Raw genomic sequence first — 20,538 nt, 5'->3', positions numbered from 1 at the left:
GTAAATCACTGTGGAATTCGGCGCGCCTACCCTACCTGCGCGCACACCGCCAGACCCCTCACAGGCCATCTCGGCGACTAAATCATCACCGACAAAGAAAGTGACTTGTCACTTTCTTTCCGCGCGACTACAGTGGGCTCATGAGTTCGCCGAGCAACGTCCCGAGCCAAGCCCGCAGCATCGCCACCCGGGCGCGTCTGCTGGCGTCCGCCGTGGACGCGCTGGTGGCCGATGGCTACGCGGGCGCGTCCACCACCTCCATCGCCAAGCGGGCGCAGGTCAGCCAGGGGGCGCTGTTCAAGCACTTCCCCAGCAAGCACGCGCTGCTGGGTGAGGCCCTGCAGCAGTTGTTCACCGAGCTGGTGGAGGAGTTCCGCCAGAAGCTGGTGCGTGACGCGCGGCCCGACCGCTTGGGCGCGGCGGTGGGCATCCTCTGGGAGATCTTCTGCTCGCCCAAGCTGCAGGGCGCCTTCGAGCTGTACCTCGCGGCGCGCACCGATGCGGAGCTGGCGGCGCTGGTCACCCCCGTGCTCGCGGCGCACCGGCAGAACCTGCTGGCCGAGGCGCGCGCGCTCTTCCCGGCGGCCGCGGATCACAACCCCGACTTCGACCCGATGATCCTCAGCATCATGAACATGATGCAGGGCGCCGCGCTCGCCGCGAGCGTCATCCCCACCCACGAGAACGGCGAGCGTGAGCTCGCGCTGATCGAGCGCATCGCCCGCCAAGAGCTGATGCGGGGCGCCGTGGCCGCCAACGCCGCCGCCCGCGCGAAGAGTGAAGCAAGCAACCGAGTCCCCGCGAAAGGAAGCGTGTGATGGAGCCCATCTACTACGTCATCCCGTTCTTCATCGTCTCCATGCTGGTGGAGTGGCGCCTGTTGGTGCACCGGCAGCGTGAAGACGCGGCCAGCGGGCTGATTGGCTACACGGGCAAGGACAGCGCGGCTTCGCTCGCCATGGGTCTCGGCATGCTGGGCGTGAACCTGGGCGCGAAGCTGGTGGCGGTCGCGCTCTACCTCTTCCTCTACCAGTTCCGCGTCTTCGACATCCCCTTCACGTGGTGGGGCGTGGTGCTGCTCATCGTGGCCGAGGACTTCTGTTACTACTGGTTCCATCGCAGCCACCACGAGGTGCGCGCGCTGTGGGCGGCCCACGTCAACCACCACTCGTCCACGCACTACAACCTGTCCACCGCGCTGCGCCAGAGCTGGACCACGCCGCTCACCGGGCCGCTGTTCTGGATCCCGCTGCCGCTGCTGGGCTTCAGCGTGGAGATGATCGTGCTCGCGCAGACCATCAGCCTGGTCTACCAGTACTGGATCCACACGGAGCTCATCGGCTCGATGGGCTGGTTCGAGCTGGTCTTCAACTCGCCGTCTCACCATCGTGTGCACCACGGCCGCAACGCGCTGTACCTGGACCGCAACCACGCCGGCATCCTCATCATCTGGGACAAGCTCTTCGGCACGTTCCAGGCCGAGCTGCCCGACGAAAAGGTGGACTACGGCCTGACCACCAACATCGAGACCTACAACCCCGTGCGCATCGCGTTCCACGAGTGGGCCGCCATCTTCCGCGACGCGGCGCGCGCCAAGACGCTGCGCGGCAAGCTGGGCGCGTTCTTCATGCCGCCCGGCTGGCAGGAAGACGGGAACGGACGCACCGCGAAGGTGATGCGGAACGAGGCGCAGGCGGCGCGAGTCGCGTCGAACCAGGGCGTGCCTGGTGCCGTTGCGCCGGCGCTGGCCATAGGTACATGAGCGCGCCGACGGATGCAGCGGCGCGATCTGCACCATGTGGCGGGGAAAGTCGCGCCGGCGTACAACGGTCCGCGCAAGACGACTGACAGGCGTGCTCGCCGTGCGCCGCAGCGAGGACCTTCATGACACCACGACCCCGAGCATCGATGGTTGTAGCGTGCGCTACGGCGCTTATCGTGCTCAGCACGAGCACGCACGTAGCTGCCAGTGAGTCGAGCGAAGCTGCGCGTCTCTCGGCGCTCGCCAGCATCGACCGGGGCGCCAGCCGGGAGGTCGTCCGTTTGCTTCATGACGTCGAGCTCGCGGTTCCATCCGTCATCGCCGCCGTGGCGGCGCCCGCGGACAGCGACGGACGTGTCATCTTGTTGGTGTATCGGATCTCGCGGCGCGAGGCGTGCTTTGTCAGCATGGGACCCGTCAGCCCCAGCGAGCGCGCGGAAGTGAACGAGATCTGCAACGCAGAGCGCGGCACCGATCGGTTCGTCACGGCCGTGCGCTGTGCTCCCGGATCGCAGGGTGGGTCGAGCTGTGCCTCGGCGCGGATCATCTGGAGCGCGTCCCTGCGGAACCGCTCGGCGCTCGCTTTCTCGGCGGTGCGGCTCCAGCGCCAGAACATCGACGCGGATCCAGAGCCTCGAGACGGTCGTCGATTGGGTTCGCGAGGAGTCCACCACGGACGGTGACGTGAGTGACATTGCGTATCACGAGACGCTCGTGGTGGACGCGGACGGCGCGGTGATCGCGCGCGGTCTTCTCTCGTACAGCCAGGACATCGCACGAGTGGGCGGGTTCTTCTTCGAGACGCACGTGCGAGAGACCGGCGTCACCTTCGACGTGGCGCGCTGCGACCTCCGCGTGAGCGGATGCACCCCCGAGATGACCAGACTCGCCCGGCTGGTTCGCGAGCCGATACGAACTCCCGAATCGACGGGCGCGGCCTCCTTTTCGGCCCGGTGACCCGCGCGCTTGCGGCCCCTCAACCGACGTCGCGGTAGGCCCCGTCGTAGTAAAGCAGCGGCCGCTTATCCGCGACATGCGCGACCTCCACGTAGCCGATGTAGATGGTGTGGCTGCCGTGGTCGTGGCTGTGCTCCACGCGGCACTCGAGGTTCACCAGCGCGCCGTCGATGAGCGGCACGCCACCGAGGCCCGGGCGCCAAGCCACGTGGTCGAAGCGCGAGTCCTCCAGCTTGGACGATGAGAACACCGCGCTCACGTCCTGCTGGTCCGAGGCCAGCACGTTCACCGTGAAGCGCCCACCCTCGCGGATGACGGCGTGGGTGCGCGAGTTGCGGTTGGCGCACACGAGCACCAGCGGGGGGTCGGCCGAGACGCTCGAGAAGGCGGAGACCGTCATGCCGTGGGGCTTGTCGCCGCTCTTGGTGGTGACCACCGTGACGCCGCTCGCCCAGCGGCGCAGGCCTTGCTTGAAGAGTTCCGGATCCACCGCCATGTCGCTCGCTCCGCGTGAGAGGCCCCAGCGGGCGACGCCGTGGAGCAGTAGAACATGTTCTACTTATGGCGCAGACGCTGAACGAAGTCGAGCACCACCTCCCCGAACGCGTCGTTCTTGTCCCCGGCCACCATGTGGGCGGCCCCCTCGAGGTCCACGTACTCGGCGTGCGGGCAGCAGCCCAGGAACTCCCGGACGCTGTCCTCACTGACCACGTCGCTCATGCGGCCGCGCACCAACAGCACGGGGACGTCCAAGCGCTTGGCGGCCTCGAGGCGGTCCTCGATCAGGCTCTGCGCCTCGCTGTCGGAGTAGCGCCCGGGGGTCCAGGCGTTGAGCACCTGCGGATCCCAGTGCCAGCGATAGCGGCCGTCCTCGCCGCGGCGGAGGTTCTTCTCGAGCCCGCTGCTGCGCTGCGGCTTGGGACGATGCGGCAGGAACGACGCGACGAACGCGGACACCTCGTCGAGCGATGCGAAGCCGTCCTTGCGTTCCTGCATGAATTCGATGATGCGCATCACGCCCTCGCGCTCGAGGCGCGGCGTGACGTCCACCAGCACGATGCCAGACGAGACCGCCGCCGGGTGACGAGCCTCCACCGCCATGGCGCTCAGGCCACCCAGTGACGCCCCCACGATGATGGGCTTCTCGCCGAGCAGCGGCAGCAGCGCGTCGAGGTCATCGGCGAAGCGCGGGAAGAGGTAGTCCCCGTCTTCGGCCCACGAGCTGTCGCCGTGACCGCGGTGGTCCACGGTCAGCGTGGGGAAGCCGGCCTCGGCAAGGCGAGCGGCGGCGCCTCCCCACGCGTGCCGGGTCTGACCGCCACCGTGCAGGAACAGCACCAGCGGCGCCGGGGCGCTGGGGGCTGCGTCAGCGGCGAGCTGGGGTTCGTAGTAGTCGCCGGCGAGCGTGATGCCCGTCGAGAGAGGGAAGCGCTTCAGTGTGGGGGTACCGCGAGGTACTCTCCCAGTCCAGCATGCGGTCGATCTTGAGCTTCAGCTCCGCGTAATGGCGGAAGTACTCGTCGTGGTCACCGCGGAAGGCTTGAATTACGCGACGGTCCAGCTGCATGCCACCCAGCTCGGCCACCAGCTCGTCCACCTTGGCGATCAAGTGCGCGGCGCCCTCGAACGGGCGGATGACGTCGATGCTGCGCCCTTCGGCGTAGCGCTCCATGCGCCCCTCGGGGCCCGGGTCGCTGTACAGCAGGCCCAGCGTCTCGGCGCGCCGCGTCTGCACGGCACGAATGACCATGGTGCCGCGCAGGTCCATGAGGTTCTCGCGCACCACCACCAGGTCGAAGTTCTCGCTGCTGGCCTTGTCGAGGGCCGCGCCGCCGTTCATCTCGGCGCCCACCTCCCAGCCCTTCCCCTGGATCAGCCCAGCCAGCTCTTGGATGAAGCCCTGGTCGCTGTCCACGAACAGCACGCGCGGCCGGTAGTTGGCCATCGCCCCCACGGAGACGTCGTGATAGACGTGCCGCGCCATCTTCAGCAGGATGCGGAAGGACTCGTCCAGCACGGAGCTGACCTCGGTGAGGATGCCCGTGTCGCCCTGCTGGATGCGGTGGCGGCCCATGGCCACGGCCACGCGCTGCTTCAGGTAGTCCACCTGCTCGGGCTTCTTGAGCACCACGTCCATGGCGCCCTCGCGGAAGGCGTCGATGGCGAGCTCGAACGTGCGCCGCACGGTGACCACCACGATGGCGGTCTTCGGGCTGCGCTCGCGGATGAGGCGCACCAGGTCGAGGCCCGCGCCGGCGCGCTCGACGTCCACGTCCACCAGCGCCGCGGGGAAGAACTTGCGCACCACGTGGTCGCGCGCGTCCGAGATGGTCTCGACCGCGGTGCACACGTAGCCTTCGCCCTCGAAGAGGCGCTTCATGCCGTCGCGGTGGGCGGGGGTGCCGTCCACGATCAGCAGCTCGTCGCCGTGGGCCATGCGGGTCCTCTCTCAGCGTGAGAACGGCAGGTTCATCATGACGCTCTCGCCGCCCGGGGGCGGAGACAGACGCCACTGCCGGACCTCGTTCTGCAAGCACGTTCCGAGGCTGTCGTCACTGGTGGTGTTGCGCGCCACCCGGGCGGCCGAGACCGCGCCGTCGGGCCCGATGGTCATGCCGATGGTGACCGACCCGGACAGCGAGGGGTTCACGCGCGTGGCGCGGTCGAAGCAGGTCTGCGCGCGCGCGGCGTAGTAGCGGCGGATCAGGAAGCGCACGCGGCCCGCGTACATATCCATCTCGATGTCGCGCTCGCCGGGCTCGGCGTCGCCGCCGGGCGGGGGGTCCTCGGCGGGCTCGGGCTCCTCGTTGCCGTCTGGGGCACCGGTGCCATCCGTCCCTCCCGTGCTGCCGGTGGAACCCGTGGAACCCGTGCTGCCCGTCGAGCCCGTGCTACCCGTGCCGCCCGTGGAACCCGTGCCGGTGGTGGACCCCGTTGCGGTCATGCTGCTGGACCCCGTGCTGCCCGTAGAGCCGGTGCTGCCCGTCGCCCCCGTGCTGCCGGTGGTGCCGGTAGGGCTCATGCTACTAGCGGACCCCGTGCTCCCGGTCGCGCCCGTTCCGCTGGTGCCGGTTGTCGCAGCCACGGCCCCTGTGCCGCCCGTGCCCCCGGTGCCCGTTCCCCCGGTGCCACCGCCGGTACCACCGGGCTCCTCGTTGGTGCCCGACACAAAGTCCACGCCGGGCAGCTCTTCGCCTTCGGGCACGGGTGTCCCGATGATGAAGGGGTCGTCCGGGGAGGCGCCGCCGGTAGGCTGGGCGGCCGGGTCGCTGCGATCGGCGAAGTGCATCATGAGGGCGCCGAGCGCCATGAGCGCGACCGAGGCGAGCGCGATGGCCCCCCACGTGCGGCGGCTGGAGCGCACGCCGATGGCCTCGAGCGACACGCTCATGGTGTTGTTCATGGCGGACGGCAGGTAGCCCGTGGGCCCCTGGAGCTCGGCCGTGTGGGGCGCGAAGTCGTACTTGGGCGCAGCGGCCGCAGACCCTGCAGGAGGGCGGGCCGCTGGACTCGCGGTGCTGGCGGCGGCACCTGCTGCGGGGCTGGCCCCTGGCGCCGTCATCAACGGACCCTGCACGGTGGCCGCGAGCCCGAGTGGCACGTTCTGGGCCTTCGGGTCCGCGTTGGACGGCAGCCCCACGCCCAGCTGGGTGGCGGCTGCGATGGGTCCCCCGGGAGTGCCAGCCGCCGCGATGCTGGACCCACACATGTTGCAGAACCGCGCGTCGTCGGTGTTCTTGGCGCCGCAAGCTTGACAGTACATCACCGCGAGGATGCCACGTCCGCGCCCGAAACGACCAATCCCGCGCAACCATCGGGGTCTTGCTGCGGTGCATCGGATAGAGTGAAGGGGTGAGCAGCACCCCGACGGACGCCGCGCTGATCCTGGTCGACCCCGAGCGCACCACGCGAGCGTTCGTGGGCAAGGCCTTGCGGCGCGCCGGCTACCTGGTGGAGGAGACCGACTCGGCGGACGCGGCGCTCGAGCTCTTCGAGGCGCTCCCGCAAGCGCGCCTGGTGGTGGTGGACGCGGACGTCCTGGCCGAGGCCGACCTGGCCGGCCGGCTGCGCGCCTCGGGTCGCCCGCTCTACATCATCGCGGTCACCCGGCAGGGCGCCCGCGACGACACGCTGGACGCTCTCGACGCCGGCGCGGACGACACGGTGAGCCGGCCGGTAGACCACATGGAGCTGGTGGGCCGCCTCAAGACCGGCCTGCGCACGCTAGAGCAGCTGGCGCCACGCCGCGTCATCGAGGCCCTCGAGGAGGTGCTCGACAGCGGAGAGACGGGCGAGCTGACGCTGCGCTCCGGGGGGGTGTTCGGGCGCGCCCACATCGTGGAGGGTCGCCTCGCGTGGGTGCAGCTCTCGTCCAACCCGGTGTCGCTGCCGGAGCTGGTGGGGCCCAGCGTACCCGCCGAGGATCTGCGGGCGGTGCTCGATGACTGCCGGTCGAGTGGCCGTAACTTCTGCACCGTGTTGGTGGAGTGGGGCCTCGCCGAGGAGGCGGCGCTGAGGCAGCAGCTCGCGCGCTGGCTGCGGGCTCGGCTCGACAACCTCGAAGCCATGAAGCGAGCCGAGGCGGTCTTCGTCCCCAGTGCGCAGCGCTACCCCAAGGAGTTCACCTACTCGCTGGCCGAGCTGGGGCTCGAGCATCACGCGGCGAGCAGCCGGCCACCGGTCACGGACACCGACTTCGACGTGTCGCTCGATGGGATCACCGGCATGTGGTCCACGCCGAACTGGCTCACGAGCCTGAGCGACCTGGTGCACGGCGCGCTCGCGCTGTCGGGCGTGACGGGCGCGGCCGTGCTGCACGCGCCCACGGGGCAGACGCTGTCCCGAGACGGCACCACGCTGGACCGCGACGTGCTGGGCACCCTGCTGCGCGCCTGGGGGAGCTCGCCGGAGGGCGACGCGCTCGAGTGGCTGACGCTTCGCAGCACCGCCAGCGCCCACCACCTGATGGACTTGCCGGGGCACCCTGGCTGCCTCCTGGCAGTACGTATCCAGCGGTCGGAGGAGGGACCAACGCTTCACGCCGACCTCGAAGCGCTGCGGACCCGCTGACGGGCTGCTACACGGAGCGCATGCGCATTGAAGCAACGCGGACGGAGCAACGTCTGAGCCGGGTGCCGCCGCGTCCGTGCTCTGCCCTCGCCCCCCTACGCACCGTGCCCCATCCGGGGTGGGCGCGCGCGCTCGGCGTGTTGGCGCTGCTGGCGCTGAACACAGTCCATGCTGGGGCTCGGGCCCAGGCACCGGCCAGCCCCATCGGCGCGGACGTGGCGCGCCTGCGTGCGCTGCTGCCGGCCGAGCGCGAGGTGCTGATGCCGCACCTGGACGACGGCCCGGTGATGCTCACCGAGTTCAGCAACGAGCAGACCGAGCTGCCCGCCATCACCCTGATGGCGCGCATCCACGCCCCCGCAGCCCTGGTCGCCGACGTGGTCAGCCACCCCGAGAACTACGGCGCGTTCATGCCCGCCCTCGACGAAGTGGAGGTGCGCACGCGGCAGGGCTTGCAGGTGGCGTACAGCTGGCACTGGACCGTGGCCATCTTCACGCTGCGCGGCGACAACGTGATGACGGTCTACCCGGGGCACCCCACGCGTGGGCACCTGATCGAGGTGACCAGCACCAACGGGGACCTGGGCGTGGGGCGCTTCCTGTTCCGCATCTACCCGGAGACGCCGGACTCGTGCGTGCTGGTCTTCGCCACCCGCATCGACATGCGTGACGCCAACTACCTCAGCCAGCAGATGGCGTCGGGGGGCAACAGCGTCAACCGCACCATCAACATCGCGCTCTCCATGACCATGCTGCTGGCCACCATGGACGAGGCCCAGCGGCGCCACGGCTACACCGCGCCCGCGCCCACGCCGCGTCCGCTCGCGCGCCCGACGTTCGACGACATCAACCGCTATGCGGCCCTGCTGGGCCGTGGCGACCTGGTGTTCCTGCACCTCGAGGGCAACACGCTGCACGGCGTCTCTTCGCTCGCGCGGAGCGGCACTTCGGTAGAGCGCATGCGCCGCATCATGCTGTCGCCCGAAGAATTCGGGGAGTCGCTGATGGAGGGCAGCCGCTCTGCCACCATCGACGTCACGGAGCGTGGCACACGCTTCAGCTGGGTGATCCCCGTGCCCCTCGTGAGCGTGGGCGGCGAGATGGTGCTGCGCGAGACCGAGCCGGGCGGAGCCGTCGAAGTGGACGGCCTGAGCGGTAGCCTCGAGAGCGCGCGCTTCCGCTTCGACACGCACGCCTTTCCGTGGCGCGAGGCAGCCATCATCGGCTGGTCCGCCTTCGACCCGGGCGAGACCACCCGCCTGATTCGGCGCGTGATCGACGGCAACCCCTACTTCAGCCATGGGCTGGTGGCCGCCGTGCAGGTCATGATCATCCGCTCCCTGCGCACCCGCTCGCAGCGGATGGCGCAGTAGCCGTTCGAGTCACCTCAGCGCCGCCGGCCGCGCCCTGCCCGCGTGAGGCCAGCGAGTCCGAGCAAGAAGAGCGCAGCCCAGACCGGGGCGCTTCCGCGCTGACCCACGGTGACCGAGCAACCGCCGCGACCACCGAGGCCCGCGTCGGCGTAGCAGCGCTGGGCGCAGCGCTCGGCTTCGATGGCGAGACCCACACCCGGGTCGCACACCTCGCCGTCGTCCACGATGCCGTCCCCGCAGAACGCGCGCTCGCAGGTGGGGCGACAGGCGTTCTCGGCGGTGGCCGAGTTCCCTTCGCCGTCGTCGCAGGCCTCGCCCGTGTCGAGCACCCCGTCGCCGCACGTCGCTGGGCGACAGACCGTCCGGCAAGCGTCGGGCACGGTGTCGCTGTTGGTCTCACCCTGGTCGCACTCCTCGGCCGGGTAGTCGATGACGCCGTCACCGCAGCGGTTGGTACACTGGCTGGGGTTGCCGGGCGGCTCGAAGCACGCCCAGCCCGGCTCCACGAGGCAGGTCGCGTCGCAGCCGTCACCCACCTCGGTGTTCGCGTCGTCGCAGCCCTCCCCGAGGCCACGCACGCCGTCACCGCAGGCGCGGGTGCAGAGGCCGGTGCTCTCCACACGCGTGAAGCCCGGCACGCACTCGCACTTGGGCTCCGTGCCCAGCTGGTTCATGCAGACTTCGTTCGCGAGGCAGGGGTCGTCCACCACGCACTCGTCCACGTCGATGCAGTTGGTGCCGGTGCCTTGAAAGCCGGTGCGGCAGGTGCACTCGAAGCTGCCCGTGGTGTTGGCGCAGTCCGCGAAGGGCGAGCAGTCGTTCGCGCCGGACGAACACTCGTCGATGTCCACGCAGGTCTCGCCGTCACCGTCGAACCCGGGGTTGCAGGCGCACGTGTAGGACGCGACCGTGTTGGTGCAGGTGGCCTCCGCGGCGCAGTTGTCTTCGTCGTTGGCGCACTCGTCCACGTCGGTGCAGCCGGTGCCGGAGGCGCGCCCGTTGCCCGTGTAGCCCGCGTTGCAGGGGCACTCGAAGTCGCCCACCGCCGCGCTCGGGTCGTTGCACGTGGACCGCGCCACGCAGTCGTCCAGGTTGGCGAGGCACTCGTTCTGCAGCACGCAGGTGGTGCCGTTGTTCTGGTAGCCCGCCGTGCAGGTGCAGTTGTAGCCAGGCGCCGCCCACGAGACGAGCGGGATCTGGGCGCAGCTGCCGCCCACTCCGCAGGGCTGCGGCGCGGCGCACTCGTTGGTGTCCGTGCAGGTGACGCCGTTGCCCGTGGTCCCGGGCCTGCACGCGCAAGTGAACGAGCCCGGCGTGTCCATGCAGGTGGCGTTGGCCGAGCAGTTGTTGGCGCCGGTCATGCACTCGTTGATGTTGGTGCAGTTCGTGCCCGCGACGCGGCCGTTGCCGGTGTAGCCCGCGAAGCACGTGCACTGCGCGTCCCCATTGGCCAGCGCCGGCGTGGGGTCGAGGCAAGTGGTGAGGCCCACCGTGCACGGCGTGGGCAGCGTGGTGCACTCGTTGGTGAGCACGCACGTGGTGCCGTTGAAGCCGTAGTTGGTGGCGCACGTGCACGAGTACCCAGGCGAGCTCCACGAGCCGATGGGGGTCTGCGAGCAGCTCACGCCGTTGGGGCCGCAGGGGTTCGCGGCACACTCGTTGATGTCCGTGCAGCCGGTGTTCCCGAGGCCCGTGCGCCCGTTGCCGCTGTAGCCGGCCGGACAGGTGCAGGTGTAGTTGCTCAGGGCGCTCGAAGGATCGAAGCAGGACGCCGAGGCGTGGCAGTTGTCCAGGTTGGCCAGACACTCGTTCTGCAGCACGCAGGCCGTCGAGCCCACGTTCAGCGAGTAGCCCGACGGGCAGCCGGTGCAGTAGTACCCCGGGGCGGCCCAGCTCGCGAGGGAGTCCTGATTGCAGACCCCCGGCGAACACGGGTTCCCGGAACACTCGTTGATGTCCGTGCAGCCCCAGTTGTGCGCGCTGGTGCCGGCGACCCCCGACGTGCCCGGGCGGCAGCGGAACTCGAAGTAGTAGCGCTGGGATGACGTGTGGTACGAGCGGCACTGCACGTTCTCGGCGCAGTTCTGGTAGCTCCCCCACGCGCTGTAGGTGGTGGCTGCCACGGAGTACGCGCACGTCTCCATGTTGCAGCTGGCCTCGGTGGCTCCCTCGGGCCAGCCCGGCAGCGTCTGGGCGGTGTTGATCTCGTAGGTGTTGGTCCACGAGTCGAGGTCGGGGTTGCTGCCGGTGGTGGCGGCGTACCCCGACGAGTAGTAGCTGGTGCCGTAGGGGTTCAAGCAGGGCGCACGCGACGGCACCATGCTCGCGCAGTCAGACCCACCCCCGGCGTCCACGTGACAGGTCTGGCAGACATATGGCCGGGCACCGAAGTCCCCGACGTTGCCGTAGCCCGGAAGGGCCATCGCGGTGCTGGGGAGACCCAGACACGCCCACATCAGCAACAGCGCAGGCGCCGTCCGCAGCACCCGACCGGACCCCGAAGAACCAACAAGCACAGCCATACTCAGCTCCTGAGCCAGAATGAAGCACTTTTTCGGCCGCACGGAAAGGGTCAGGCCGCAATCGGGGCAATAGAAAGGACCGTCTTCCCTCGGGCTGCTAGGCTGACCGCGTGAAGATCCTCAGCCTCGCGGTGGCTCTCGGGCTCGTCTCATTCGGGTGCGCTTCACTCCCCCCGCCGGTCACGGGCGGCGAGTCCGAGGTCCAGGCCGCCACCCGCGACATCGCTGGCCGCGTGCTCTACGCCGCCCGCCAGCCCACGCCCACGGGGGCGTCGCGCACCGAGACGCTGCGGCCCTCGCGGCGCATCGCGGTCGACGCCGTGGACCCCACTGGCGCGGTGCTCGCTTCGGCCGTCACGGACGACGACGGCCTCTTCGCGCTGCGCGTGAGCGGGCCCGACGTGACGCTGCGCGTGCGCGCCTACATCGCGGTGGACGGCTTCGACCTGGCCGTCACGCGCGACGCCTTCGGGCACCAAGTCCACGAGCTGATCGTGGCGTTGCCGCCCGAAGGCTCCCGTGAAGCGGCCGGCGGGGCGCGTGCCGTCGAGATCAGCATCGGCGACGAGACCGAGATGGCGGGCGCGCTGCACCTGCTGGACACCGTGCTGCGCGGGGCGCTGGCGGTGCACGCCTGGACCGGAGAGCGGGTTCCCCCCTTCTACGCCTACTGGGGCCGCGGCGTGACCACCGAGTGGAGCTACTACCGCGCGCAGCGTGTGGCCGGCAGCGGGCGCTACAGCGTGGAGCTGCTGGGCGGCGAGCCGGGGCGCCAGGGCAGCACGGACACCGACGAGCACGACGAGGCCATCATCCTGCACGAGTTCGGGCACTTCGTGATGGACGTCATGACCAGCGACTCGTCGCACGGCGGCACCCACCCGGGCGGCGTGCTGCTCGATCCGGGGCTCGCGTGGGAAGAGGGTCGCGCCAGCTGGTTCGCGTGCGCCGTGCTGGGCAACCCCATCTACGTGGACACCATCGGCCTCGAGCCGCAGGGCTCACTGCGCCTCGCCGAGAACCTGGAGTCGCAGTCGGCCGACGGGCCACGCGGGATGGGGTCCGAAGCGGGCGTCATGGAGATTCTCTGGGACCTCTCGGACGGCGGCCCGAGCGACCTGCCCTTCGCGCTGCCCGACACCGACAACGACGGCGTCGCGCTCGGGCCCGCCGCGGTGTTCGGCGCCATGCGCACGCTCGCCCAGCAGCCGGGCGCCTACCCCGACGTCACCACGTTCCTCCGGCACCTGGTGCGCACCAACCTGGCCAATGGACTGACCGTGAAGAACCTGCTGCTGGCGGGCGGTCACCCCGAGTCCATGCTGCCGCTCGACGACGTGTCGCCCTGGCCCATCGACATCGCCCTCGGCAGCACCGTGGGGGGCAAGGTGGACAGCCTCACCAACCCGGCACCGAGCGGCGGCGCGCCCCGGCCCGGCAACGGCCGAGACGCCGTGCAGGTCTATCGCGTGCACGTGCCCACCGCGATGTGGCTCACCCTGCGGCTGCGCGTGTTCGGCAGCGGCGGCCAGAGCGACCAGACCGACGTGGACCTCGAGCTGCGCAACCTGCGCGCCGACCAGCTGGCAGCCAGCCGCAGCGAGACCCCGGCGGAACAGGTGGTCAGCTACGTGGAGCCCGGCTGGTACATCATCTACGTGCGTGACGGGGGCTCGCCCAACCGCGCCAGCTACGAGCTGAGCGTAAGTGGCCGCTGAGCGACGATAAGGGCCCCATGCAACACCCACACGACGAGTCCCAGGAGCCCCGCGAGTCCCACGAGGCCATCCTCATCCCTTGGCAGCGACTCAGCGAAGACGCCCTCGTCGGCGTCATCGAGGAGTTCATCACCCGCGAGGGCACCGACTACGGCCACCAAGAGGCCACGCTCGACGACAAGCGCGCGGCCATCATGCGGCAGCTGCGCGAGCGCCGGGCGGTCATCGAGTTCGACCCCGAGAGCGAGACCTGCACGCTGCGCACCGCCCGCTGAAGGCGGGCTCACCGCCGCGAAATCACAGGAATTTTCCGGCCGGCGGCAGAATTAAGATCGGGCCTTCGCGACAGCAGCACCATCCCCCCAGACCGTGCAGGCAACGTCACGAAAGCCCGTCTCGCCATTATGCTCGCGGGGCGCCGATTGCCAAGCACTTTATTACAAAAGTGAAATGGCGCGGGCTCAGGCGTCGACCGTTGTCATCATTTCATCAATCATTTCAGCAGATTCACAATCGATGACGCGAATTGCAATTTCGTAAGAGAAGCCCGCACGACCCAGCTTGGCGAGCTCCTTCTGCCGGGCCTCGCGGTCACGGGGTTCGTGGGCGTCGCGCCGAAAGGGGCCGAGCTTGCGGCTCCGGGCGAAGCGGCAGGCCGCCACCAGATCGGGTGACGGTCCGTCCCCCTGCAGCTGAGCGAGGGCGGCATCCACCAGCACCGAGGGGACGCCCTTTTCGGCCAGTTTTGCCCGGATCTTGCGTGAGCCGTTGCCCATGCGCGAGAAGCTCCGGGCGCGCTGAGCGGCGTAGGTGGCGTCATCCAGCAGCTGCAGGCGGACCAGCTCGTCCAGCAGCGCGTCCACCCAGCCCACGTGCTCGTCGCGCTCGCCGCCGTGCTCGGCCAGGCTGCGGTCCACGCGGCGCACCAGCAGGCGCCGCAGGTTGGACCGGCTGCTGCTGCGCTGCTCCAAGTAGTGGAGCGCCACGTTCTTCAAGTACGCCGGCGTGACCCGCTTCGGAGGCCGCTTGGCCCGCGGGGTCATGTGCGCGGCTGCCCCGCGATGAGCTCGTGCAGCTCCACGGTGCTGAGCTTGCCGGCCACGTTGGCGCCCTCGAGCAGGCTCTCCGCCAGGTCGCGCTTGCGCGCGTGCAGCGCCAGCACGCTCTCCTCGATGGTGTCCTGCGCCACCAGGCGCACCACGGTCACGGGCCGCTCCTGCCCGATGCGGTGCGCGCGGTCGCTGGCCTGGTCTTCGGCGGCCGGGTTCCACCACGGGTCCAGGTGGATGACGTAGTCCGCCGCCGTGAGGTTCAACCCGGTGCCGCCCGCCTTGAGCGAGATGAGGAAGAAGGGCACCTGCCCCTGCTGGTAGTCGTCCACCAGGCGCGCGCGCTCGGGCTGCGGCGTGGCGCCGTCGAGATACAGCGAGGGGATGCGCGCCAGCTCGAGGGCCTCGCGCACGATGGCCAAGTGCGACGTGAACTGGCTGAACACGAGCGCACGGTGGTCCTCTTCGCGAAGCTCGCGGGCCAGGCGCATGAACGCGGCCAGCTTGGACCCCGGCACCGGCGAGTCCGGGTGCACCAGGCGCGGGTGACAGGCCATGCGGCGCAGGCGCGTGAGCGCGGCCAGCAGCTCGAAGCGCTGACCTTCGTCGTCGGCCAGGTGGCGCAGGGCGTCGCTGCGCTCGGCCTCGTAGAGCGCGCGCTCCTCGGGCGACAGCTCCACACTGTGAATGACCTCCGTGCGCGGCGGCAGCTCGGGCGCCACGGCGCGCTTGGTGCGGCGCAGGATGAACGGCCGCAGCGTCTCGCGCAGGGCCTCGCGCTGGCGCGAGTCGTCGTCGCGCTCGATGGGCAGCGCGTAGCGCTCGCGGAAGTGCGACCACGTGCCGAGCAAGCCCGGGTTCACCACGCGCATGAGGCTGTAGAGCTCGCCGAGGTGGTTCTCCACGGGCGTGCCCGTGAGCGCCACGCGCACCTGCGCGTTGACCGAGCGCACCGACTTGGCGCGCTGGGTGCGGGCGTTCTTGATGGCCTGCGCTTCGTCGACCACCAGCACCCCGAAGCGGGTGTCGCCCATCAGCTCCACGTCACGCGCGAGGGTGTCGTAGCTGGTGATGAGCACCTGGTTGGGCTCGAGCTCTTCCAGCAGCTTCGCGCGCCGAGCGCCGCGGTACATGATGGGCACGAGCGTGGGCGCAAAGCGCTTGAGCTCGGACTCCCAATTGGACGTGACCGAGGTGGGCGCCACCACGAGCGCGGGGCCCTGGTCCACGCGCGCCAGCAAGAGCGCGATGGTCTGGACCGTCTTGCCGAGGCCCATCTCGTCGGCCAGCACGCCGCCCACGCCCCAGGTGGCCAGGCGCGACATCCACGCGTAGCCCTCGGCCTGGTAGTCGCGCAGCGTGGCGTTCAGCTCCGGCGGCACCGTGGGCTCGAAGTCCTTGGCCACGCGGCCCGCCTGGATCATGGCGAGCGAGGCTTCGTCGGCCTCGAAGCCCTCGGCCTGGAGCGCGTCGGCCAGGCGCGTGAGCGCGGCGCCGCCGATGGCCAGCTGGTGGTGGTCCTGGAAGACGGTGGCGTCGATCTCTTCGAGCCGCGCGCGGAGCTGGGCCTCGATGCGCGCGAAGCGGCGACCCGACACGCGCACGAAGCGGCGGCCGGCGCGGATGGCGTCCAAGAGCGCCTGCAGCGGGATGGTCTCGCCATCCACAGTGACGTCGCCGCCGACCGCGAACCACTCTTCGGCGCGCTGCACGCGCACGTGCAGGGTGGCCGCCGTGACGCCGCCGCGCAGCTCCCAGGGCATGGCCTCCTTGGGCCACTCCACGTCCACGGTCTCGCTCGCGTCGCGCAGGCGCTCCAAGAGATCCAGGGACTCGTCCAAGCGGTCGAGACGGAACGTGTACTCGGCGTCGGCGCGCGCGTGGTCCAGCTTGAAGCGCTCGCGCGCGGCGTCGGCCGCCGTGCGCTCGGCCTCGAGGTCGCGGCGCACGTGGAGCCGCCCGCTCTCGTCGGCGCCGATGCTGAACGCGGGCCCACGGCCGGGCGAGAACGCAGGGCCACCGGGCGCAGGCCGACACAGGAAGGTGACGCGCAGCGACTCGTCGCCGGTGGGCTCGAGCCGGGCCACCAGGCGCGCATGCGCAGGCACCGCGCGGCCGCGCATCTTCTCGGGCAGGCGCACGTCCAGCGCGTCGCTCTGCAAGCGCAGCAGCACGGCGATGACGCGGTCGAACGCCTCTTCGGGGATGACCGCCGGGTGCGCCGCCGCGGCCAGCACGATCTCGCGCAGGCTGGGGGGCACCTCGGCCACGGCCACGCGCCGCTGCGCCGCGTCGTCGTGCACGAACACGGTGGGCACGCGCGTGCTGGGCTCGATGCTCTTGGTGCCCACGCGGATGGCCACGCGGGCGCCAGCGGGCACCAGCTCGAGCGCGATGGTGAGCGGCACGGACACCACGTCCACGCGCACTTCCGGGTCGTCCAGGCGGTAGACACGCGGGTGCCCCGCCAGGAGCGGCAGCACGGCGTGCGTGTCCAGCAGGTGCGGCGAGCGACGGGTCTCCAGCTCGAACTCGCGCACGGCAGCCACGGCCGCGCGGTCTTCGGGCGCGATGGCCTCGGGCGCTTGCTCCAGCAGCTTCTCGGCCGCGATGCGACGGCCCGCCGAGTAGCCGCGCTTGCCGCGCTTCTGCAGCGCCAGCGTGACCGACTCGCGCTCGTCCGGAGCCACGCGGAACACCACGCGCTCGGCGCTGGGACCGGCCAGCAGCGCGGGCACGTGCGACTCGAGGCGCGTGAGCAAGCGCGTCCAGCTGGGAACCGCGATCAAGCGACCGAGCGCCGGGCGCAGCAGCGAGTACGGGTCGTGCACCAGGTCGAGGGCGTAGTCCACCACGTGCAGCACGTGCTCACAGGGAGGCGCGCCCGGCCCCATGCAGCGGCACTCCACGCGCAGCGGGGAGTCCTCGAAGTCGATGAACAGCACGCGCGTGCCACGCGGCGCGAACGTGTTGGCGCGGGACTCGAGGCGCAGCGCAGGCGGCTCTTCTTCCAGCTCCAGCACCGCGTCACGCGGCGGCAGGCTGGTCTTGCCCGGCAGCTGGCGCAGCAGCTCGCGGCGCAGGTCCTTGAGGCGCGTGCCCAGGATGCGCAGGCGGGCGTCCTCGGGGCGCGTCTCCCACAGCTCCTCGCGCCACGCCCGCAGCCGGCGCGCCTCCACCGTCTCGCGCAGCCAGTCGATGGCCGCCGACTGCAGCACGGCGAGTTCGTCGATGCGGAAGCGGCGCTCCGTGGGGCGCATGTTGCGCAGCTCGCGCAGCGTCATGGCCGACGAGCTGGCCAGGTTGCTCTTGAGGGACGTGGAGCCCGCCACGCGGTCCACCAGCACGGCGAGCGGGCTGTCCAGCAGGCGATCGAGGCCGTGCTCCGCGATCCACGCGTTCACGGAGTCGGCATCGGCGGCCGGCCGCGCGACCACCACGTCGGCGGGCAGGCGTGCATCGAGGCGCGTGACGAACAGCTCCTCGGTCTCGCCCAGCTCGTGCAGCGCGGCCAGCAGGCGACGCGTGTCGATGTCCCCCGGGTCACGCCCGAAGGCCTCCGTGATGCGCGGATGCGCGAAGAACGACGCCATGTCGCTCAGCTCGAGGCGCCGCGCCATGTAGCCGAGGGCGCTCGACAGCTGGGGATTGCCCAGCATGGACGCCACCACGTCGACCGGCAGCCCGAGACGCTCCCGGTTGGCGGGCCGCTTCCAGACGTTGGCGACCTCCTTCAGGCTAGGCGTGGTGGGAGACATGGGGGGCGCATGGTACGGCCTGGCGGGCCGGCTGCCACCTAAGTTCGTCAAAGCGTGTCCGTTCTGCGAGGGCGGAGCCCGAGCGGGGGGCCCCGGGGACTCCGCCAGGAGTCCACTTCCACCTACGTCCACGTTGTCGTTGTCGTTGTCGTGGGCGTGGGCGTGGTCGTGGGCGTAGGCCTTGACGGCGACGGCGACGTGAGCGCCTTCGGTCACCGAGCGCATCGGGGGTGAGCGGGATCGGCACGCCGCTGGCTGTGTTGCGTGCGGGTCGTCTCGGTGGCGGGCACGTTGACGGGAAGCGTCGCCGTCGCCGTCGCCGTCAAAGTTCGCGACAACGCCAAGGACCACGTCAACGTCAACGCTCACGAGGAGGGGATCGTCGGCTGCCGGGCTAGACTGCGTTGCGGCGCTCTCGCTGGGCATGCATGCTCGGAACGGAAAGAACGCTAACGCTTTGACCGAGCCGACGACGCAGTCCCGTTGACCCACACCCCTGACACGTCTGACTCGGCTGTGCCGGAGGTGCTCGCGTCCGAGCGTATTGCCCAGGAGGGGCCCGCCAAGGCGCGTGGCGTGCGGCGCATCGGCCGGCTGTTCTCGTTGCTGCGGCCGCACTGGCCGCGCTTCCTGCTCGCGACCGTGGCGCTGCTGCTGGGGGCCAGCATTGGGCTGGTGTATCCGCAGGCGGTGCGCTTCGCGATCGACGAGGGGGTGCGCGGCGGCTCGCGCGAAGTGATGCACCAGGTGGGCGCGGGGCTGCTGGTGCTGTTCGTGGTGCAGGCCGGCATGACGTGGTTCCGCCACTACATGATGAGCTGGCTGGGCGAGCGCGCGGTGGCCGACATGCGGCGCAAGGTGTTCGACAGCCTGCTGCTGCAGGACGCCACGTTCTTCCACTCGCGCCGCACGGGTGAGCTGGTGGGGCGGCTCGCGGGCGACGTGGCCATCATCGAGGGCGTGGTGGGCTCCGAGCTGAGCATGGCCATGCGCCACTCGGTGCAGCTGCTGGGTGGGCTGGTGCTGCTGTTCGTGGAGAACGCCAAGCTGGCCATGGTGATGCTGGCGGTGATCCCGCCGTTGACCGTGGCGGTGGTGCTCTTCGGGCGGCGCATCCGCGCCATGAGCCGCGCCGTGCAGGACCGCCTGGCCGAGACCAACGCGCGCGTGCAGGAGTCGCTCGGCGCCATCACCACGGTGCAGGCCTTCGGGCGCGAGGCCCACGAGTCCACCGCGTATGGCGAGACGGTGGAGCACGCCTTCGTGGACTCGCTCAGCCTCGCGCGCTGGCGTGCGTCGTTCATGTCGGTGGCCACGCTCTCTGGCTTCTTGGCCATCGGCGTCATCGTGTGGCTGGGCGGCCTCATGGTGGCGGACGGCTCGCTCAGCGCCGGCAGCCTCACGGCCTTCATGCTGTACACCGGTGTGGTGGCCGTGGCGCTCGGCAGCCTGGTCAGCATCTGGGCGGCGCTGCAGCGCGCGGCCGGGGCCACCGAGCGGCTGTTCGCGCTCATCGATCTGGTGCCCTTGATCCGCGAACCGGCCACGCAGCGCCCCCTGCCCGAGAGCGCGTCCGCGCGCGGCGCCGTGCGCTTCGAGGGTGTGTCGTATCGCTACCCCACGCGCCCCGACCAGCCCGTGCTGGTGAACGTGAGCATCGACGTGGCGCCCGGCACCAGCCTGGCGCTGGTGGGCCCGAGCGGCGCGGGCAAGAGCACGCTCACCGCGCTGGTGCCGCGCTTCTACGACGTGGACGCAGGCACCGTGCGCGTGGCTGGGGTAGACGTGCGCGAGCTGGCACTCCACGACCTGCGCGACCTGATCGCCATCGTGCCGCAGGAGCCCGTGCTCTTCTCCGGCACCATCGCCGAGAACATCGCCTATGGGCGCGAGGGCGTGACCCGCGCCCAGGTGGAGGCGGCGGCCCGCGACGCCAACGCGCACGACTTCATCCTGGGCTTCCCCGACGGGTACGAGACCCTGGTGGGCGAGCGCGGCGTGCAGCTCTCGGGCGGCCAGCGGCAGCGCGTGGCCATCGCGCGCGCCATCGTGAAGGACCCCCGCATCCTGATCCTGGACGAGGCCACCAGCAGCCTCGACGCCGAGAGCGAGCGCCTGGTGCAGGCCGCCCTCGAGCGTCTGATGCAGGGCCGCACCACGCTGGTGATCGCGCACCGCCTCAGCACCGTGCGCAACGCAGACCGCATCTGTGTGCTGGAGGCCGGGCGCGTGGCCGAAGAGGGCACGCACGACCAGCTGATGGCGCGCGGCGGGGTGTACAGCCGCTTGGTGCTCCACCAGCTGAGCTGACGGACCGCAGGGCGCGCGG

Annotated in this window: 16 protein-coding genes; 8 read left to right on the top strand and 8 right to left on the bottom strand. The window is 70.5% G+C overall.

Translation table 11 applies throughout. The features are described from left to right. Positions 1 to 140 precede the first annotated feature (140 nt). Positions 141 to 818: a TetR/AcrR family transcriptional regulator gene (locus tag IPI43_24110; GenBank protein MBK7777174.1), complete on the top strand. Its 678-nt coding sequence runs from the start codon at positions 141 to 143 to the stop codon at positions 816 to 818. Next, positions 818 to 1,762 (top strand): sterol desaturase family protein, encoded by a 945-nt coding sequence (locus tag IPI43_24105; GenBank protein MBK7777173.1) that lies wholly within the window; start codon positions 818 to 820, stop codon positions 1,760 to 1,762. The genes IPI43_24110 and IPI43_24105 overlap by 1 nt, the downstream gene beginning before the upstream one ends. A 286-nt stretch (positions 1,763 to 2,048) precedes the next feature. Here IPI43_24105 and IPI43_24100 read toward each other — a convergent pair whose 3' ends face one another. Then, positions 2,049 to 2,378, bottom strand: a complete 330-nt coding sequence (locus IPI43_24100) for a hypothetical protein (protein MBK7777172.1) — start codon at positions 2,376 to 2,378, stop codon at positions 2,049 to 2,051. A gap of 68 nt (positions 2,379 to 2,446) precedes the next feature. Here IPI43_24100 and IPI43_24095 point away from each other — a divergent pair, with 68 nt between their 5' ends. Continuing rightward, the gene (locus tag IPI43_24095; GenBank protein ID MBK7777171.1) at positions 2,447 to 2,719 is read left to right on the top strand and encodes a hypothetical protein; all 273 of its coding nucleotides are present in this window, start codon (positions 2,447 to 2,449) and stop codon (positions 2,717 to 2,719) included. A gap of 19 nt (positions 2,720 to 2,738) precedes the next feature. Here IPI43_24095 and IPI43_24090 read toward each other — a convergent pair whose 3' ends face one another. The 4 genes from IPI43_24090 to IPI43_24075 are packed head-to-tail and all read right to left on the bottom strand — an operon-like array spanning position 2,739 to position 6,482. Beyond that, positions 2,739 to 3,215 carry a flavin reductase family protein gene (locus IPI43_24090; GenBank protein ID MBK7777170.1) on the bottom strand — a complete coding sequence of 159 codons (477 nt, stop codon included), beginning with the start codon at positions 3,213 to 3,215 and terminating at the stop codon, positions 2,739 to 2,741. Positions 3,216 to 3,274: 59 nt separating this feature from the next. Next, on the bottom strand, positions 3,275 to 4,156 hold the full coding sequence (locus tag IPI43_24085) for an alpha/beta hydrolase (protein MBK7777169.1): 882 nt from the start codon (positions 4,154 to 4,156) through the stop codon (positions 3,275 to 3,277). Then, positions 4,086 to 5,156, bottom strand: coding sequence for a response regulator (locus IPI43_24080; GenBank protein MBK7777168.1), 1,071 nt, complete (start codon positions 5,154 to 5,156; stop codon positions 4,086 to 4,088). The genes IPI43_24085 and IPI43_24080 overlap by 71 nt, the downstream gene beginning before the upstream one ends. A gap of 12 nt (positions 5,157 to 5,168) precedes the next feature. After that, positions 5,169 to 6,482, bottom strand: a complete 1,314-nt coding sequence (locus IPI43_24075; GenBank protein ID MBK7777167.1) for an AgmX/PglI C-terminal domain-containing protein — start codon at positions 6,480 to 6,482, stop codon at positions 5,169 to 5,171. A gap of 89 nt (positions 6,483 to 6,571) precedes the next feature. On the opposite strand from IPI43_24075, the gene IPI43_24070 reads away from it, so the two are divergent. Together IPI43_24070 and IPI43_24065 are read left to right on the top strand one after the other, a co-directional pair. After that, positions 6,572 to 7,789 (top strand): response regulator transcription factor, encoded by a 1,218-nt coding sequence (locus tag IPI43_24070; protein ID MBK7777166.1) that lies wholly within the window; start codon positions 6,572 to 6,574, stop codon positions 7,787 to 7,789. 104 nt (positions 7,790 to 7,893) lie between these two features. Beyond that, a complete protein-coding gene (locus IPI43_24065) occupies positions 7,894 to 9,162 on the top strand; it encodes an SRPBCC family protein (protein ID MBK7777165.1) in 1,269 nt (422 codons plus the stop codon). Positions 9,163 to 9,176: 14 nt separating this feature from the next. On the opposite strand, the gene IPI43_24060 is transcribed toward IPI43_24065, so the two are convergent. Then, complete coding sequence (locus IPI43_24060; protein MBK7777164.1) at positions 9,177 to 11,483, bottom strand: hypothetical protein; 2,307 nt, start codon at positions 11,481 to 11,483, stop codon at positions 9,177 to 9,179. A 311-nt stretch (positions 11,484 to 11,794) separates the two neighbouring features. Here IPI43_24060 and IPI43_24055 point away from each other — a divergent pair, with 311 nt between their 5' ends. Continuing rightward, entirely contained in the window at positions 11,795 to 13,402 is a 1,608-nt protein-coding gene (locus IPI43_24055) for a hypothetical protein (protein ID MBK7777163.1), read from the top strand. A gap of 17 nt (positions 13,403 to 13,419) precedes the next feature. Further along, on the top strand, positions 13,420 to 13,677 hold the full coding sequence (locus IPI43_24050; protein MBK7777162.1) for a YheU family protein: 258 nt from the start codon (positions 13,420 to 13,422) through the stop codon (positions 13,675 to 13,677). A 186-nt stretch (positions 13,678 to 13,863) separates the two neighbouring features. On the opposite strand, the gene IPI43_24045 is transcribed toward IPI43_24050, so the two are convergent. Both IPI43_24045 and IPI43_24040 read right to left on the bottom strand, forming a co-directional pair. Next, positions 13,864 to 14,445: a RecX family transcriptional regulator gene (locus IPI43_24045; protein MBK7777161.1), complete on the bottom strand. Its 582-nt coding sequence runs from the start codon at positions 14,443 to 14,445 to the stop codon at positions 13,864 to 13,866. Continuing rightward, positions 14,442 to 18,209 (bottom strand): DEAD/DEAH box helicase, encoded by a 3,768-nt coding sequence (locus IPI43_24040; GenBank protein ID MBK7777160.1) that lies wholly within the window; start codon positions 18,207 to 18,209, stop codon positions 14,442 to 14,444. The genes IPI43_24045 and IPI43_24040 overlap by 4 nt, the downstream gene beginning before the upstream one ends. A 483-nt stretch (positions 18,210 to 18,692) precedes the next feature. On the opposite strand from IPI43_24040, the gene IPI43_24035 reads away from it, so the two are divergent. Continuing rightward, positions 18,693 to 20,519, top strand: a complete 1,827-nt coding sequence (locus IPI43_24035) for an ATP-binding cassette domain-containing protein (GenBank protein ID MBK7777159.1) — start codon at positions 18,693 to 18,695, stop codon at positions 20,517 to 20,519. Positions 20,520 to 20,538 lie beyond the last annotated feature (19 nt).

The sequence above is a fragment of the Sandaracinaceae bacterium genome, assembly GCA_016706685.1.
GTDB lineage: Bacteria > Myxococcota_A > Polyangia > Polyangiales > Houyiibacteriaceae > JADJJE01.
Note: the sequence above shows the minus strand (reverse complement) of the source record. Positions and strands in the feature narration are given on the sequence as shown.

What these genes read in the sequence shown, in the direction of transcription:
- IPI43_24110 (MBK7777174.1), top strand. Translation starts at nt 141, where the DNA reads ATGAGTTCGCCGAGCAACGTCCCGAGCCAAGCCCGCAGCATCGCCACC.
- IPI43_24105 (MBK7777173.1), top strand. Translation starts at nt 818, where the DNA reads ATGGAGCCCATCTACTACGTCATCCCGTTCTTCATCGTCTCCATGCTG.
- IPI43_24100 (MBK7777172.1), bottom strand. Translation starts at nt 2,378, where the DNA reads ATGTTCTGGCGCTGGAGCCGCACCGCCGAGAAAGCGAGCGCCGAGCGG.
- IPI43_24090 (MBK7777170.1), bottom strand. Translation starts at nt 3,215, where the DNA reads ATGGCGGTGGATCCGGAACTCTTCAAGCAAGGCCTGCGCCGCTGGGCG.
- IPI43_24080 (MBK7777168.1), bottom strand. Translation starts at nt 5,156, where the DNA reads ATGGCCCACGGCGACGAGCTGCTGATCGTGGACGGCACCCCCGCCCAC.
- IPI43_24075 (MBK7777167.1), bottom strand. Translation starts at nt 6,482, where the DNA reads ATGTACTGTCAAGCTTGCGGCGCCAAGAACACCGACGACGCGCGGTTC.
- IPI43_24060 (MBK7777164.1), bottom strand. Translation starts at nt 11,483, where the DNA reads ATGGTGCCGTCGCGTGCGCCCTGCTTGAACCCCTACGGCACCAGCTAC.
- IPI43_24050 (MBK7777162.1), top strand. Translation starts at nt 13,420, where the DNA reads ATGCAACACCCACACGACGAGTCCCAGGAGCCCCGCGAGTCCCACGAG.
- IPI43_24045 (MBK7777161.1), bottom strand. Translation starts at nt 14,445, where the DNA reads ATGACCCCGCGGGCCAAGCGGCCTCCGAAGCGGGTCACGCCGGCGTAC.
- IPI43_24040 (MBK7777160.1), bottom strand. Translation starts at nt 18,209, where the DNA reads ATGTCTCCCACCACGCCTAGCCTGAAGGAGGTCGCCAACGTCTGGAAG.